Here is a 15,078-nt window from a genome sequence, read left to right as displayed (position 1 = left end):
ATAATGGAAAAAGTGTGAGGGGCGTTCGTCGCCAAGGAGTTTTCAGGCTAATGAGACGATCGCATGTGACGACCGTGTCATTGCTCGCGGCGCTGGCGCTGGCGGCTTGCACCAATGCGAAGGACGTTCTCGAACCCTCGGCCATCGCCCCGCAATCGACCCAATCCCTGCCCGGAGCCGGCGGCGCCGCAACGCCCCCCTCAACTGCGGCGCCGTCTTCCGGCACCGCGCCAACTGCAGATACAGCGCAGCCTCCGGCGGCAGCAGCCGTGCCGCCCGCCAAAAGCGCCGCTGCCATTGCGCGAACCCGGCTGCAGGTGGCGCCGATCGTCGGCGCCTCGGTAGAAGCCGCGACACCGCTGACCGCCGAGCTTCAGACACGCGCCAGGCAGCGTGGCATCACCTTGGCCGGCAGCACCGACCAGACCCCAACGCACGTGCTCAAGGGCTATTTCTCGACCATGACGGAAGGCAAGGACACCACCGTCATCTATGTCTGGGACATCTATGACCCGGCCGGCAACCGGCTGCATCGCATCAACGGCCAGCAGAAGGCGCCCTCCGTCGGTGGCGGCGAAGGCTGGGCGGCGGTCGCGCCGGCGACCATGCAGGCGATTGCCGACCAGACAATCGACCAGTTCGCCACCTGGCTTGGCGGCGGCGCCGGCTGACCTGGAGCATGATTCCGAAAAGTGGAATCCGGTTTTCGGAAAAGAGCATGCTCAGACTGAAAGATAGAAGCTATCCCGATTCTGTCGGCATCGAAGTGGGCCTATCGCCGCATCGTCAAGCCGTAAGCGATTATTGAGATTAGCCGGCGGATTCCCATTCACGACGCTTGCAATACCGGCGCGGGCCGCTAAAAGCCCGACTAAGAGGCTGGAGTGCTATCGGAGTCTCTCAATCCTTCGCCAGGAACGGTGCATGAAGCTCTTCGCGGGCAATTCCAACAGGGTGCTGGCCGAATCAGTCGCCCGCTACCTCAACATTCCGCTGGGCAAGGCCAGCGTCAGGCGCTTCGCTGACCAGGAAATCTTCGTCGAGATCCAGGAGAACGTGCGAGGCGAGGACGTCTTCATCCTGCAGTCCACCTCGTTCCCAACCAACGATCATCTGATGGAACTGCTCATCATGATCGACGCCTTCATGCGCTCCTCGGCCAAGCGTATCACTGCGGTTATTCCTTATTTCGGCTATGCCAGGCAGGACCGCCGCGCCTCCGGCCGCACACCGATCTCGGCCAAGCTGGTAGCCAACATGATCACGCGGGCGGGCGTCAACCGGGTGCTGACGCTGGATCTGCATGCCGGGCAAATTCAGGGCTTCTTCGACATCCCGACCGACAATCTGTTTTCCGTGCCGGTGATGGCGCGTGACGTGAAGGCGAAATACAAGCAGCTCGCCAATGTCATGGTGGTGTCGCCGGATGTCGGCGGCGTGGTCCGCGCCCGTGCCCTCGCCAAGCGCATCGATGCCCAGTTGGCCATCGTCGACAAGCGTCGCGAGCGCCCCGGCGAATCGGAAGTCATGAACGTCATCGGTGACGTGCGCGGCAAGGATTGCCTGTTGATCGACGACATCATTGATTCGGGCGGCACGCTATGCAATGCGGCCGATGCGCTGCTTGCCGACGGCGCCACCAGTGTCACCGCCTATACTACCCATGGCGTTTTGTCCGGCGGCGCCATCGCCCGCATCGGCGCCTCGAAACTGCAGGAACTGGTCATCACCGATTCCATCCAGCCGACCCAGGCAGTGCTGGACGCCGCCAATATCCGCGTCATCTCCATCGCCGAACTGATGGGCGAGGCGATCTCCCGCACGGCAACCGAGGAATCGGTGTCGAGCCTGTTCGATTAATACATGTCGCGCAAAAGTGAGCAGCGGTTTTGCGACAACGACATGCATAAAACAAGACCCTAAAGCGCGTCGCATGAGACCGGTCGAACGCGACGCGCTTTAGGGCTGCGACTCAGGCCGAGCCGGACCGCTTATTCGCCGCACACCTTCACCAGCATCACGGGCGCCGAGCATGTAACCGCGTGGCGAGGCTCCCAGCATGCGCTTGAACATGGTGATGAACGCCGGCACGCTGTCATAGCCGAGATCGAGCGCCACCCTTGTGATCGGCTCGCCGTCGGCCAGCCGTGGCAGCGCCGCGAACAGACAGGCCTGCTGGCGCCAAGTCGACAGCGACAATCCGGTCTGGCGATGAAAGGCGCGGGTGAAAGAGCGGCGGCTCATGCCGACGATAGCGGCCCATTCATCGATCGTCGCGTGCGGTGACGGTGCCGAGACGAAGCGCCGGCACAGCGCTGCCAGCCTTGCGTCGGACGGGAACGGCAGTCCGAGTGGCCGTTGCGGCAGGTTCGGGATTTCGTGCAGCAGGAGCTTCATGATCAGCCCGCCCCGCCCCTCCAGCTCGGCGCCCTGCGGCAGCTTTTCCGATTCCACGATCAGGCTGTGCATCAGGTCGGTGATGCCGACGACGCGCAACCCGTCCGGCAGGCCGGGAATGGCCTCCGGCATCACATAGACGGAGCGCATGCTGACGTCGCCCAGCATCTCAACCGAGTGTTCGGTGCCGGCTGGGATCCACATCGCGTGGTTGGGGGGCACCATCCAGCGCCCATGCCGCGTCGTCACCAGCACGACACCGACCAGCGCGTGCAGCAACTGGCTGCGGCTGTGATGGTGCCGCGGCACGTGATAGCCGTCCGGATATTCGGTCGGCAGCGCCACCGCCGGCCCGACGGCCTGCTCCAGCCATTGCCAGCGACGCTCATGCAACAGCCCAAGATCGGTATCGCCCGCTCTGAACATTTCCCTGCCATGCGGCATCAGCTATGGCCCACTTGCGAAACTATTGGACCAAACCACGAAAGAAGTCGCGTGACAAGCAACGTATAAGGCAGCCGGCCCATAAGACCGCCTGCGGGAGCGCCCGCCAAAAAGACCACGGAGCCTGCCTTGACCGATACCACAGCAACCGCCGACGCCAAGCCGGCAGCGGCCAGCCACATTTCAGCTCAGGCGACGGCCTTCACCGTCATCCTGGCGGTGAGCTTCTGCCATTGCATCAACGACATCATGCAGTCGCTGCTGTCGGCGATCTATCCGCTGCTGAAGGACAATTACGGTCTCGATTTCTGGCAGATCGGCCTTTTGACTTTCACCTTCCAGGTGACGGCATCCTTGCTGCAGCCGGTGATCGGCATGATTACCGACAAGCGGCCGATGCCGTATTCGCTGCCCTACGGCATGGCCTCTTCGTTGATCGGCCTGGTCGTGCTGGCCTATGCTGGACATTACTCGCTGCTCCTCATCGGCGCCTCGCTGATTGGCATTGGCTCGGCGATCTTCCACCCGGAATCCTCGCGCATCGCGCGCTTCGCCTCTGGTGGCAGGTTCGGCCTGGCACAGTCGCTGTTCCAGGTCGGCGGCAATTTCGGCCAGGCCATGGGGCCGCTGCTGGCAGCCTTCATCGTCGTGCCCTTCGGCCAGACCAGCATCGCCTGGTTCGCCGGCGGCTCGCTGATCGGCATCATCGTGCTGTGGCAGGTCGGCGGCTGGTACAGCCGCCTGCGTGCCGCGCAGAGCACCCGCAAGGCGGCAGGCTTCGTCTCGCCCTTCCCGCGCCGCAAGGTGATGGGAGCGCTGCTGGTGCTGACACTGCTGGTACTGACCAAGAACGCCTATATTTCCAGCCTTGCCAGCTATTACACCTTCTATTCCATCCATAAATTCGGCGTTTCGGTGCAGATGTCGCAAGTCATGCTGTTTCTGTTCCTCGGCGCCTCGGCCCTGGGCATCCTGCTCGGCGGCCCGTTCGGCGACCGCTACGGGCAGAAGGCGATGATCTGGTTCTCGATCGTCGGCGTGCTGCCCTTCACCCTGGCCCTGCCCTATGCCAATTTCGAGTGGACGATGGTTCTCACCGTGCTGATTGGCCTGATCCTGTCCTCGGCCTTCTCGAACGTCGTCGTCTTCGCGCAGGAACTCGTGCCCGGCCGGGTCGGCATGATCGCCGGCATCTTTTTCGGCTTCGCCTTCGGCATGGGCGGCATCGCGGCCGCCGTGCTTGGCGTCGTCGCCGACATGAAAGGCATCGATTTCGTCTTCCAGGTCTGCTCGTATTTGCCGCTACTCGGGCTGCTGACGGTTTTTCTGCCTAATATGAAGGAAGCGAGGAAGGTGACCACGGTCGGGTGAAGCCCGGGTTCGGTTTCTAAGCGAATCCCCTCTTCCGACGCGCCCGTCCAGCCGCCTGCGGTTATTTGGGCCAGGCCCGGCGACGCCGATTTGGCGGCCGTCAGCCGCTTTCGTAGTTCGTTCCCTCTACACCCAGGCCTGCAGCTGCCCACTCGGGCAAGCCGCCTTCGAACCGGCGCGAGGCCCAGCCTCGTGCCCTCAGGATTGCCAAAGCGTCGGCCGACAGAACGCACTGGACCCCACGACAATAGGCGACAACGACCTTCTCTCGTGGAAGCTCCGCAAGCCGCTGCTCCAGCTCATCAGCGGGAATGTTGATCGCACCCGGCAAATGTCCCGTCGCGAATTCGTTCTGCGGCCTGACATCGAGCAGCACGACTTCGTCGTTTCGCATGCGGCGCACGAGTTCCTCGCGCGAGATGTTTTCCAGCCTGTCCGGCTGGCTAATGCTGTCGTTGATAAACTCACGGATCTGCTCGCGTCTATGGTTTGCAAGGCTTCGCAGCGCCGCGAACACGTTTTCGATTGGGCCATCTGCAAGCCGGTACAGAACGCGTTTTCCGTCTCGCCGGGTCTGCACCAGGCCCGCTCGCTTGAGATGTTGAAGATGCTGCGACGTATTCGCCAATGCGATCCCCGAAAGCTGCGTCAGCTGCTCGACGGCCAGTTCGCCATCGGCAATGTGACGCAACAGAACCAGCCGGTGGGCATGCCCCAAGGTGCGGGCGAGATCCGCTACTTCGTCGAAGATCGGGTGGTGAACGTCCGTCCTTTTCATATGACTTGGCTAGCATTAATCAATCAATCAATCAATATGTTGAATGATTGATTCTAATTGGTTAATGTCTGACGGGTGAAACAGGAGAGCAAAAATGTTGGAGTTCGTTGTCCGTGCGGCCGTCATTGGTATCGGCGCGACAGCCCTGATGGACCTTTGGGGATGGTTTCTGAAGCGAATGCTCGCGATTCCATCGCTTGATTACGCCTGGGTCGGCCGCTGGATCGGACACTTTCCGCGTGGCCGTTTCGCGCACGCGAATATCGCGCAAGCTGCTCGCGTTCGCGGCGAAACCGCCATTGGATGGAGCGCACATTACGCGACCGGCATCGTATTTGCCGCGGCGCTGATTGGAGTGTGGAGCCTCGACTGGGCACGGCACCCGACAGTGCTTCCGGCCCTGTTGGTCGGCGTCTGCACCATCGTCGCCCCGTTCTTCGTGATGCAACCGGCTTTTGGGATCGGCATCGCGGCTTCGAAAGTTCCCAATCCGCGCACTGCGCGCCTGCGCAGCCTTATGACCCATCTGTCCTTTGGCGTCGGACTGTACATTGCAGCATTGCTTTCGGCACTGCCGTTTCCGGCCTGACATTGATGGGACACGGTCCGTCCCTGGGCACCTTCCGCCCCGCTTGCACCTCGCGCCGCCTTCCGCTATAGAGCCGCCACCCGCGTAGACACCCTTGGAGGCAACGCGGCGGAAGGCCGCCTTCCCGCATGATCCCGAAAAGTGGATTCCGGTTTTCGGACCAGGTCATGCGTTAGCTATGTCGGCTTTCGACGTTTACGGCCCCGGCACGTTGCCGGCCGCGAACGCTCCAGAACAACGCGAAAGGAAATGCCATGAGCCACGATACTTACGAGCTCAAGGCCGAAGCGCGCGAACAGGTCGGTAAGGGGTCCGCCCGTGCAGTTCGCCGCAACGGTAAAGTGCCTGCAGTGATTTACGGCGACAAGCAGCCTCCCCTGGCGATTGCGCTGACCTATAAGGACATCTACTACAAGATCCATGGCGGCGGGTTTCTGACCACGGTCGCCACGATCGATGTCGACGGGAACAAGATCCAGGTTCTGCCCAAGGACTTCCAGCTCGACCCGGTCAAGGATTTCCCGGTCCACGTCGATTTCCTGCGCATCGGCAAGGACACCGAAGTCAATGTCGACGTGCCCGTGCACTTCATCAATGAAGACAAGTCGCCCGGCATCAAGCGCGGCGGCGTGCTCAACATCGTGCGCCACGAGGTCGAATTCCACTGCCCGGCCAATGCGATCCCGGATTTCATCACCATCGATCTCACCGGCACCGATATTGGCGATTCGATCCACATTTCGGCCGTCACCTTGCCGGCCGGCGTCAAGCCGGTGATCTCCGACCGTGACTTCACTATCGCGACCATTGCCGGCTCCTCGGCGATGAAGCCGGAGGCCGTAGAAGAGACGACTGAAGCGGCTGCGCCCGAAGCGGCTCCTGCCGCCGAAGAGAAGTAACCCCTTCCCGCCCGGAGGCGACGATGCTTGTCTTTGCAGGCCTCGGCAATCCGGGCGCGAAATACGCCAACAACCGGCACAATGTCGGCTTCATGGCGGCGGACGCGATCGCCCGCCGCCATTCCTTTTCGCCCTGGTCGAAGAAATTCCAGGGGCTGATCGCCGAAGGCACGCTTGCCGGCGACAAGGTGATCCTGATCAAGCCGCAGACCTTCATGAACCTGTCCGGCCAATCGGTCGGCGAAGCCTTGCGCTTCTATAAGCTCGGCCCTTCGGCGCTGACTGTCTTTTATGACGAGATCGACCTTGCCGCCGGCAAGGTTCGGGTCAAGGTCGGTGGCGGTTCCGGCGGCCACAACGGTATCCGCTCGCTCGACCAGCACGTCGGCAAGGATTTTCGCCGTGTGCGCATCGGCGTCGGCCACCCCGGCGTCAAGGAAATGGTGCACGGCCATGTGCTCGGCGATTTCGCCAAGGGCGACCGCGAATGGCTGGACGTGCTGCTCGACGCAATCGCCGATGGTGCCGGATTGCTTGCCAAGGGCGACGACAATTCGTTCATGAATCGCGTGACGCTGGCGCTGCGCGAGAAGCTCACGCCGACGGGCGACGACGACCGCCCGCCACCCAAGGCGCCAAAGGTGCAAAGCCATGTCCGCCAGGCGCGGCCGCAGCAGCCAGCGGCCAAGCTGCCCGAAACCGGCCCGATGGCGGCGATGCTGAAGAAGCTTTTTGGCGGCAAGGACTGAGCCATGAATATGGATGACGTCCAGCAATTGGTTCGCCGCGTAAGGCAGAAGTATGTTGATTATTTCGTCGCCGCTGCCGGCGAACTTGCTCGCAACGGCCAAGGATCGCATGCGACCGAGGTCAAGTTTTCGAACGTCGATTCCTTCTATCGAAATCTCATCGCGGTTGATTTCGTCGGCAATGACGGACAGCCAAATCCGCAGTTCATCAATAGCGATACCTATGTGAAATTCTCTCCGGATATTCACGCCGGGATCGGTGGAATGGATGTCCTCATCTCACCGTTCAAGTGGGACGAGGTTCATTTCAAATTCCCCGTAAATGAGCTTGACGGCGATCTCTTCGACGAATGGTTTCGCGGCTGGTTCGATATCGATGGCGAGCGTGAAACATCGGAGACCGTAGGAAGCATCATTCACAGTGCGCAATTGCTCGAGGGGCAACTGACGATCGATTTCGGAACCGCGGATGTCGACGCGTTCTGGCATCTTCTGCAAATACTGAGCAGGTCCGGCGTTCACGCGTTGGCGATAGGCACCGATGACATCGCGCAGCGTCTGAATTGAATTGCGCCTTGACGATCGTCGGCGCTTTCGCCCATAGCCCTGATCAAATTTCGATTTCCCGATAGGACCAGACAAAAATGGGTTTCAAATGCGGCATCGTTGGCTTGCCCAATGTCGGCAAGTCGACGCTCTTCAATGCGTTGACCAGGACGGCGGCGGCACAGGCCGCCAATTATCCGTTCTGCACCATCGAGCCGAACACCGGCGAGGTGGCGGTGCCCGACCCGCGCCTGCAGAAGATCGCCGCGATCGGCAAGTCGAAGGAGATCATCCCGACGCGCATCTCGTTCGTCGACATTGCCGGCCTGGTGCGCGGCGCCTCGAAGGGTGAAGGGCTGGGCAACCAGTTCCTCGCCAACATCCGCGAGGTCGACGCCATCGTCCATGTGCTGCGCTGTTTCGAGGATGACGACATCACCCATGTCGAGGGCCGCATCGATCCTGTCGCCGATGCCGAGACCGTCGAAACCGAATTGATGCTTGCCGACCTCGACAGCCTCGAGCGCCGCATCGTGCAGATCCGCAAGCGTGCCGCCGGCAAGGACAAGGAGGCAGCGACCGTACTTCCCATGATGGAAGCGGCGCTTGAACTACTGCAGGCCGGCAAGCCCGCCCGCATCCTGCTCAACGGCATCTCGGCTGAGGATCTGCGCATCCTGCAGGGACTGAACCTTTTGACGTCGCACCCGGTGCTTTACGTGTGCAACGTCGCCGAAGCCGATGCCGCCATCGGCAACGCCCATACCAGGGCGGTCGAGCAGATGGCGGCCGCGCAAGGTGCCCGCACCGTTGTGATTTCGGCGGCGATCGAGGCCGAGGTCGCCCAGCTCTCGGACGAAGAGGAAATGGAATTCCTGGCAACGCTCGGCCTGGACGAACCCGGCTTGAACAAGGTCATCCGCGCCGGCTACGAGCTGCTGCAGCTCATCACCTACTTTACCGTCGGGCCGAAGGAGACACGCGCCTGGACCGTGAACAAGGGCGCCAGGGCGCCGCAGGCGGCAGGCGTTATCCACACCGATTTCGAGCGCGGCTTCATCCGCGCCCAGACCATCGCCTATGACGACTTCGTCAGGCTGGGCGGCGAAGTGGCGGCTAAGGAGGCCGGCAAGGCGCGCGACGAAGGCAAGGAGTATGTCGTCCAGGACGGCGACATCATGCTGTTCAAGTTCAACACCTGACCAGGCGAGGGAGCCCAGCGGCCACCATTGCCGCCGCTCGATGCCAAACTTCAAAGCAGGGGTCGCGGTGCCTCTTGCGCTGCTTGACGGGCCGTCGTGCGGGGTCTAAGGGGCCTTTGCACCGGCCTCGCGCCTCACCTGCCCGTGTCCGTGCGATCTGACTGACGCGCCCCTCCAACGAACGCTCTTTGGCAACAGCAAGGGAGACCCGGCGATGATCAAGGCCTTCGTCGTCGACAATGATCGCCTGCGCCTGGTCGACGATCTCCTGCAGAACAGCGACACTGTGGTCTGGGTCGACCTCTTCAACCCGACAAAGGAAGAAGAGACGACAATTGAGACCTGGCTCGGCATCGCCGTTCCGACCCGCGAAGAGATGGAAGAGATCGAGATCTCGAGCCGTCTCTACGTCGAGGACGGCGCCTACTTCATGACCGCCATTCTGCCTGCGCAGACCGAGGTGGACGATCCGTTGATGTCGCCGGTTACCTTCGTGCTCGCCGGCAGCAGGCTGATCACCGTGCGGTACCACGAACCGAAGGCGTTTAAGACCTTTCCGCAGCGCGCCGAGAAGGTGGCGACCGGTTGCACCAGCGGCGACACCATCCTGATCGGACTACTGGAGGCGATCGTCGACCGCCTCGCCGACATTCTGGAGCGCGCCGGCCGCGACGTCGAGGCGATCTCGCGCGACATCTTCGAGGCACGCTCGACCAAGGTTTCCAAGCGCAACCGCGACTTCCAGGAGCTGTTGAAAGGCATTGGCCGCAAGGAGGATCTCGCCTCCTCGGTCCGCGACAGCCTGATCTCGCTGCAGCGCCTTGCCGGCTTCCTCGCCCATGCCTCCACGCAGACCAGGATGAGCAAGGATACCCGCGCCCGCATCAAGACCTTGTCGCGCGATGTGCTGTCGCTCGCCGACCACGCCACGTTCCTGTCGCAGAAGATCAGCTTCCTGCTCGACGCGACGCTCGGCATGATCTCGATCGAGCAGAACGCCATCATCAAGATCTTCTCCGTCGCCGCTGTCATCTTCCTGCCGCCGACGCTTGTCGCTTCAATCTACGGCATGAATTTCGACATCATCCCCGAGCTCAAATGGCACTTTGGTTATCCCTTCGCCATCGGCATGATGGTGCTTTCGGCAATCCTGCCCTTCTGGTATTTCCGCCGCCGCGGCTGGCTGTAGGGTCATCAATACCTCCGCTGCGGCTTGGGCGCCGCAGGCTGGCGCACTAGAAATTGCTTGACCAAATGCCGCGCTGCCTGCATCCGGGACCCCGACCCGCAGCGATCGTACAATCCTGAACAGGATTTCCAGACCATGACCGCAAAGACCTGGGCTTATGAGGATTTTGTCGAGGGCGCTTCGCTCGACCTCGGCACCAAGCTGGTAAGCGCCGCCGAAATCATAGAATTCGCCGGCGAGTTCGATGCCCAGGCGATGCATCTCGACGAGGCTGCGGGTAAGGCCAGCATCCTCGGCGGGCTGGCGGCTTCGGGTTGGCACACCTGCGCCATGTTCATGCGCATGCTGTGCGATGCCTTCCTGCTCGACTCGACCTCCCAGGGCGCGCCAGGCGTCGACCAGGTCAAATGGAAACGGCCGGTCCTGGCCGGCGACCTGTTGAGCGGCAGCACCACCGTCCTTGCCAAGCGCCTGTCTAGATCGAAGCCCCGGCTTGGCCTGGTGACCATGCGCAGCGAGTTATTCAACCAGCGCGGCGAAGGTGTTTTCGAGCTCGAAAACGCCGTCATGTTCCTCACCCGCGAGGGCAGTGCGTGAGCCTCGACGAATTCTTCTGCATCGGTATCACCGTCACGCTCGGTTCGCATCGATTCGAACCGGAGGCGATCAAGGCGTTCGCCCGCAAATACGATCCGCAAGTTTTCCACATCGATGAAGAGGCGGCGAGGAACAGCATATTCGGCGGGCTCTGCGCCTCGGGCTGGCACACCGCCGCCACCTGGATGAAATTGAACCTCCAGGCTGGCATAGAGGCAGAGGTCGCCCGCTGGCCCGGCCCCGGGCCGGTGCCGGAATTCGGCCCCTCGCCCGGCTTCAAGAACCTCAAATGGCCCAAACCTGTCTATGCCGGGGAAACCGTGACTTTCACCCGCACGGCGCTGGCCCACCGCCCCATTGCCTCGCGACCGGGCTGGCGGCTGCTGACGCTCCGCTCAGAGGCCTTCGATTCGACGGGCGACAAGGTGATCGAATTCGAAAGTGCCGTGCTGGTGAAGGTGGGGTGAGCGGAATTCTTCCCTTCTGCCACGGGGGAGAAGGAAGAAACGCTCAATGCCCCTCAAACCCGATCAGCGTCCTCACCGGCACGCCGAGCCCCTCTAACCTCTCGCGGCCGCCAAGGTCCGGCAGGTCGATGACGAAGCAGGCGGCGAGAATGTCGGCGCCGATCTGCCGCAATAGCTTGACGGCCGCCTCCGCCGTGCCGCCGGTGGCGATCAAATCGTCGACGAGGATTACCTTCTCGCCCGGAGAAACACCGTCCTTGTGCATCTCCATCTCGTCCAGCCCGTATTCCAGGCTGTAGGCGACGCGCACCGTCTCGTAAGGCAACTTGCCCTTCTTGCGGATCGGCACGAAGCCGGCTGAGAGCTGGTGGGCGATGGCGCCGCCGAGGATGAAGCCGCGCGCCTCGATGCCGGCGATCTTGTCGATCTTCAGGCCGGCATAGGGATGCACCAGTTCGTCGATCGCGCGGCGGAAGGCCCGCGCATTGCCGAGCAGCGTGGTGATGTCGCGAAACAGGATGCCCGGCTTGGGATAATCCGGAATGGTGCGGATCGCGGCAAGCAGCGTCTCTTCGAGCGAGGACTTCATCAAGCGGCTCTCCGGGCCATTCAGATTCGGCTAAAGACGTGAAAGGAATTGGCCAATCGTAACCCGGTGCAGCCAAGTCCGGCTACCGCCATGTGACGCCTGACGGAAAATTGTCCGGCAAAGGGCCTTGTTCAGCGCCGGCTGCGATGAATCGACATGCCTGCAATGAAAAGGGCGCCTTTCGACGCCCTCGCATTCTCTTATATCGCAGGGCTCAGTGCGCCACGCCGGCCCACACCTTGCGCTTGGTCAGGTAGACCAGTGCGCCGAACAGCAGCAGGAAGACCAGTACGCGAAAGCCGGTCTTCTTGCGGTCCTCGAGGTGCGGTTCTGCCGCCCACATCAGGAAGGCCGACACGTCGCGAGAATACTGGTCGACCGTCTGCGGCGCCCCGTCATCATAGGTAACCTGGCCGTCGGAGAGCGGCTTCGGCATCTTCAGCGACACGCCGGACAGGAAGTACGGATTGTAGTGCGTGCCTTCTGGTATGACCATGCCCGCCGGCGGCTGTTGGTCGTAGCCGGTCAGCAGCGAGTGGATGTAGTCGGGGCCGCCCTGGGCATATTGCGTAAAGATGTCGAACACGAAGCGCGGGAAGCCGCGCTCGACGCCGCGCGCCTTGGCCAGCAGCGACATGTCGGGCGGTGCTGCACCGCCATTGGCCGCCGCCGCCGCTTCCTCGTTGGGGAACGGCGGCGGAAAATGGTCGGACGGCTTGCCGGGACGATCGAACATGTCGCCGGCATCGTTCGGGCCGTCATGGATCGTATATTCGGCCGCCAGCGTCTTGATCTGCGCATCCGAATAGCCAAGGCCTTCCAGCGTACGGAACGCCACCAAATTCATCGAATGGCAGGCCGAGCAGACTTCCTTGTAGACCTTGAGCCCGCGCTGCAGCTGGGCCTTGTCGTAGGTGCCGAATGGCCCGGCGAAGCTCCAGTCCATTTCCTTCGGTTCGTCAATCGGGAAATGCGTCGGCGCCGCCTCATTGTGCGCCTCTTCCTGGGCGCTCGCTCCAGTGCCTGTGGCCCCAATGCCCGCGGCCACCAGGCCAAGCAGCGCCAACGAGGCGAGAATCTTCTTCATGCCATATCCCCTTGAGATTCTCTGACGCGCGGTCATCGTCCCGAGCATGATCTTGTCCGAAAACCGGTTTCCACTTTTCGGGATCATGCTCAGCCTTTGGTTTCCGGCGCGGCCGTGGCGCCGGCAGGATGTCCACCGCCACCCTTGTTCTTCTCGAGCACCGCCTCGGTGATCGAATTCGGCAGCCGCCGCGGCGTCTCGATCAGCCCAAGCACCGGCAGCGCTACCAGGAAGAAGGCGAAGTAGAACAGCGTCGCCATCTGCGCCATGAACACATAGCTGCCCTCGGCCGGCTGCGAGCCAAGCCAGCCGAGCAGGATGGCGTCGGCCATGAACAGCCAGAAGAACAGCTTGTACCAGGGCCGGTAGACAGCCGAGCGCACCTTCGAGGTGTCGAGCCACGGCACCAGGAACAGCATTACAATCGCGCCGAACATGCAGAGCACGCCGCCGAGTTTGGAGTTGATGGGCCCGATATTGAAGGTGATGGCGCGCAGGATCGCGTAGAACGGCAGGAAGTACCATTCCGGCACGATGTGGGCCGGCGTCTTCAGCGGGTTGGCCACGGTGTAATTGTCCGGATGGCCGAGATAGTTCGGCAGGTAGAACACGAAATAGGCGAAGACGAACAGGAACACGATCATGCCGAACCCGTCCTTGATGGTCGCGTAAGGCGTGAAGGCGAGCGTGTCGGTCTTCGATTTGACTTCGATGCCGGTCGGATTGTTCTGGCCGACGACGTGAAGCGCCCAGATGTGCAGCACGACGACGCCGGCGATCATGAACGGCAGCAGGTAATGCAGCGCAAAGAAGCGGTTCAACGTCGGATTGTCGACCGCGAAGCCGCCGAGGAGAAGCTGCTGGATCCAGTCGCCAACCAGCGGTATGGCGGTGAAGAAGCCGGTGATGACGGTGGCGCCCCAGAAGCTCATCTGGCCCCAAGGCAGCACATAGCCCATGAACCCGGTCGCCATCATCAGCAGGTAGATGATGCAGCCGAAGATCCACAGCAGCTCGCGCGGCGCCTTGTAGGAGCCGTAGTAGAGGCCACGGAAGATATGGATGTAGACGGCGACGAAGAAGAACGACGCGCCGTTCGAATGCAGGTAGCGCAGCAGCCAGCCCGAATTCACGTCGCGCATGATCTTCTCGACCGAATCGAAGGCGAGAGTGCTGTCGGCCGCGTAGTGCATGGCCAGCACGATACCCGTCAGGATCTGCGCCGCCAGCATGAGCGCGAGGATGCCGCCGAAGGTCCAGGCATAATTCAAATTGCGCGGCACCGGATAGGCGATGAAGCTGTCATAGACCAGCCGCGGCAGGGGCATGCGCGAATCGAACCAGCGTCCGATGCCGGTCTTGGGCGTATAGGTCGAGTGTCCCTCGCTCATCGAAATATCCCTTGCCTCAGCCGATACGGATCTTGGTGTCGGAAATAAACTGGAACACCGGTACCGCCATGTTCTCGGGTGCCGGCCCCTTCCGGATGCGGCCGGCGGTGTCGTATACGGAACCGTGGCACGGGCAGAACCAGCCGCCGAAATCGCCTTCCTGGCCGAGCGGGATGCAGCCGAGATGGGTGCAGACCTGGACCATCACCATCCACGCTTCCTTGCCCGGCGTGGTGCGGTTGGCGTCGGTCGCCGGCGCGTCGGCCGGCAAATTGGCATTGCGGGCAATTGGATCCTTGAGCTCGGCGAGATTGACCGCCTCGCCGTCCTTCATCTCTTGCTCAGTGCGGTTGCGCACGACCACCGGCTTGCCCCGCCACTTCACAACGAGCGACATTCCTGGCGTCAGCGAAGAGACGTCGACCTCAACCGAGGCAAGGGCCAGCGTCGAGGCATCCGGACGCATCTGATCGATGAACGGCCAAGCGACGGCGCCCGCGCCGACCACCGCGGCCATGCCGGTGGCGACGTAGAGAAAATCACGACGGTTGGGATCCTGGGTGTCGGTTGCGCTCACGGGTGCCTGATCCTTTCGCCTCTTCCATGCCGGCGGCCGAGCCTTGTTCCCGCTCAATCGCGCCGGCCCGACAGCGCATGGCGAACAGGCTAGCGAATTCCTCCGGCATTTGGGACTTGGGTTTATGCGTGAAGCCTGTTTTTGTCCAGACGGGTGAAGGCACAAGGGCAGATTGTCGCGGGGACGTAATTTGCCCGATGGAATGA

General features: G+C 62.1%; 17 protein-coding genes. 11 read left to right on the top strand and 6 right to left on the bottom strand.

All coding sequences use genetic code 11. The features are described 5' to 3' along the window. Positions 1-50 precede the first annotated feature (50 nt). On the top strand, positions 51-671 hold the full coding sequence (locus tag NKJ93_RS25135) for a hypothetical protein (RefSeq protein ID WP_352591747.1): 621 nt from the start codon (positions 51-53) through the stop codon (positions 669-671). Positions 672-924: 253 nt separating this feature from the next. Beyond that, the gene (locus NKJ93_RS25130; RefSeq protein WP_023678427.1) at positions 925-1,860 is read left to right on the top strand and encodes a ribose-phosphate pyrophosphokinase; all 936 of its coding nucleotides are present in this window, start codon (positions 925-927) and stop codon (positions 1,858-1,860) included. A 99-nt stretch (positions 1,861-1,959) separates the two neighbouring features. Here NKJ93_RS25130 and NKJ93_RS25125 read toward each other — a convergent pair whose 3' ends face one another. Next, on the bottom strand, positions 1,960-2,841 hold the full coding sequence (locus NKJ93_RS25125) for an AraC family transcriptional regulator (RefSeq protein WP_352591744.1): 882 nt from the start codon (positions 2,839-2,841) through the stop codon (positions 1,960-1,962). 129 nt (positions 2,842-2,970) lie between these two features. On the opposite strand from NKJ93_RS25125, the gene NKJ93_RS25120 reads away from it, so the two are divergent. After that, on the top strand, positions 2,971-4,212 hold the full coding sequence (locus NKJ93_RS25120; RefSeq protein WP_352496090.1) for an MFS transporter: 1,242 nt from the start codon (positions 2,971-2,973) through the stop codon (positions 4,210-4,212). 100 nt (positions 4,213-4,312) lie between these two features. On the opposite strand, the gene NKJ93_RS25115 is transcribed toward NKJ93_RS25120, so the two are convergent. Beyond that, positions 4,313-4,990, bottom strand: coding sequence for an ArsR/SmtB family transcription factor (locus tag NKJ93_RS25115; protein ID WP_023719194.1), 678 nt, complete (start codon positions 4,988-4,990; stop codon positions 4,313-4,315). Positions 4,991-5,084: 94 nt separating this feature from the next. On the opposite strand from NKJ93_RS25115, the gene NKJ93_RS25110 reads away from it, so the two are divergent. From NKJ93_RS25110 to NKJ93_RS25075, 8 genes are all read left to right on the top strand, one after another. Next, the gene (locus NKJ93_RS25110) at positions 5,085-5,579 is read left to right on the top strand and encodes a DUF2938 domain-containing protein (protein ID WP_023719195.1); all 495 of its coding nucleotides are present in this window, start codon (positions 5,085-5,087) and stop codon (positions 5,577-5,579) included. 254 nt (positions 5,580-5,833) lie between these two features. Next, positions 5,834-6,478, top strand: coding sequence for a 50S ribosomal protein L25/general stress protein Ctc (locus NKJ93_RS25105; RefSeq protein ID WP_023719196.1), 645 nt, complete (start codon positions 5,834-5,836; stop codon positions 6,476-6,478). Between the two features lie 23 nt (positions 6,479-6,501). Further along, on the top strand, positions 6,502-7,227 hold the full coding sequence (gene pth / locus NKJ93_RS25100) for an aminoacyl-tRNA hydrolase (RefSeq protein WP_352496088.1): 726 nt from the start codon (positions 6,502-6,504) through the stop codon (positions 7,225-7,227). Between the two features lie 3 nt (positions 7,228-7,230). Further along, positions 7,231-7,794, top strand: a complete 564-nt coding sequence (locus NKJ93_RS25095; protein ID WP_352482088.1) for a hypothetical protein — start codon at positions 7,231-7,233, stop codon at positions 7,792-7,794. 77 nt (positions 7,795-7,871) lie between these two features. Beyond that, positions 7,872-8,975, top strand: a complete 1,104-nt coding sequence (gene ychF / locus NKJ93_RS25090) for a redox-regulated ATPase YchF (protein ID WP_023719199.1) — start codon at positions 7,872-7,874, stop codon at positions 8,973-8,975. Between the two features lie 214 nt (positions 8,976-9,189). Beyond that, positions 9,190-10,164, top strand: a complete 975-nt coding sequence (corA, locus tag NKJ93_RS25085; RefSeq protein ID WP_023719200.1) for a magnesium/cobalt transporter CorA — start codon at positions 9,190-9,192, stop codon at positions 10,162-10,164. 135 nt (positions 10,165-10,299) lie between these two features. Continuing rightward, positions 10,300-10,761 (top strand): MaoC family dehydratase, encoded by a 462-nt coding sequence (locus NKJ93_RS25080; protein WP_023719201.1) that lies wholly within the window; start codon positions 10,300-10,302, stop codon positions 10,759-10,761. After that, positions 10,758-11,228, top strand: a complete 471-nt coding sequence (locus NKJ93_RS25075; protein ID WP_023719202.1) for a MaoC family dehydratase — start codon at positions 10,758-10,760, stop codon at positions 11,226-11,228. The genes NKJ93_RS25080 and NKJ93_RS25075 overlap by 4 nt, the downstream gene beginning before the upstream one ends. Before the next feature lie 43 nt (positions 11,229-11,271). Here the strand turns inward: NKJ93_RS25075 and NKJ93_RS25070 are convergent, their stop codons facing one another. From NKJ93_RS25070 to petA, 4 genes are all read right to left on the bottom strand, one after another. Continuing rightward, positions 11,272-11,817, bottom strand: a complete 546-nt coding sequence (locus tag NKJ93_RS25070; protein WP_023719203.1) for an adenine phosphoribosyltransferase — start codon at positions 11,815-11,817, stop codon at positions 11,272-11,274. Between the two features lie 214 nt (positions 11,818-12,031). Next, positions 12,032-12,904, bottom strand: coding sequence for a cytochrome c1 (locus tag NKJ93_RS25065; RefSeq protein WP_023719204.1), 873 nt, complete (start codon positions 12,902-12,904; stop codon positions 12,032-12,034). Positions 12,905-12,993: 89 nt separating this feature from the next. Continuing rightward, positions 12,994-14,295, bottom strand: coding sequence for a cytochrome b (locus tag NKJ93_RS25060; RefSeq protein ID WP_352591741.1), 1,302 nt, complete (start codon positions 14,293-14,295; stop codon positions 12,994-12,996). Positions 14,296-14,311: 16 nt separating this feature from the next. Then, positions 14,312-14,872 carry a ubiquinol-cytochrome c reductase iron-sulfur subunit gene (petA, locus tag NKJ93_RS25055; protein WP_023719206.1) on the bottom strand — a complete coding sequence of 187 codons (561 nt, stop codon included), beginning with the start codon at positions 14,870-14,872 and terminating at the stop codon, positions 14,312-14,314. Positions 14,873-15,078: the final 206 nt, after the last annotated feature.

Source organism: Mesorhizobium sp. M0028 (genome assembly GCF_040323855.1).
In the GTDB taxonomy this organism is placed as follows: Bacteria; Pseudomonadota; Alphaproteobacteria; order Rhizobiales; family Rhizobiaceae; genus Mesorhizobium.
Note: the sequence above shows the minus strand (reverse complement) of the source record. Positions and strands in the feature narration are given on the sequence as shown.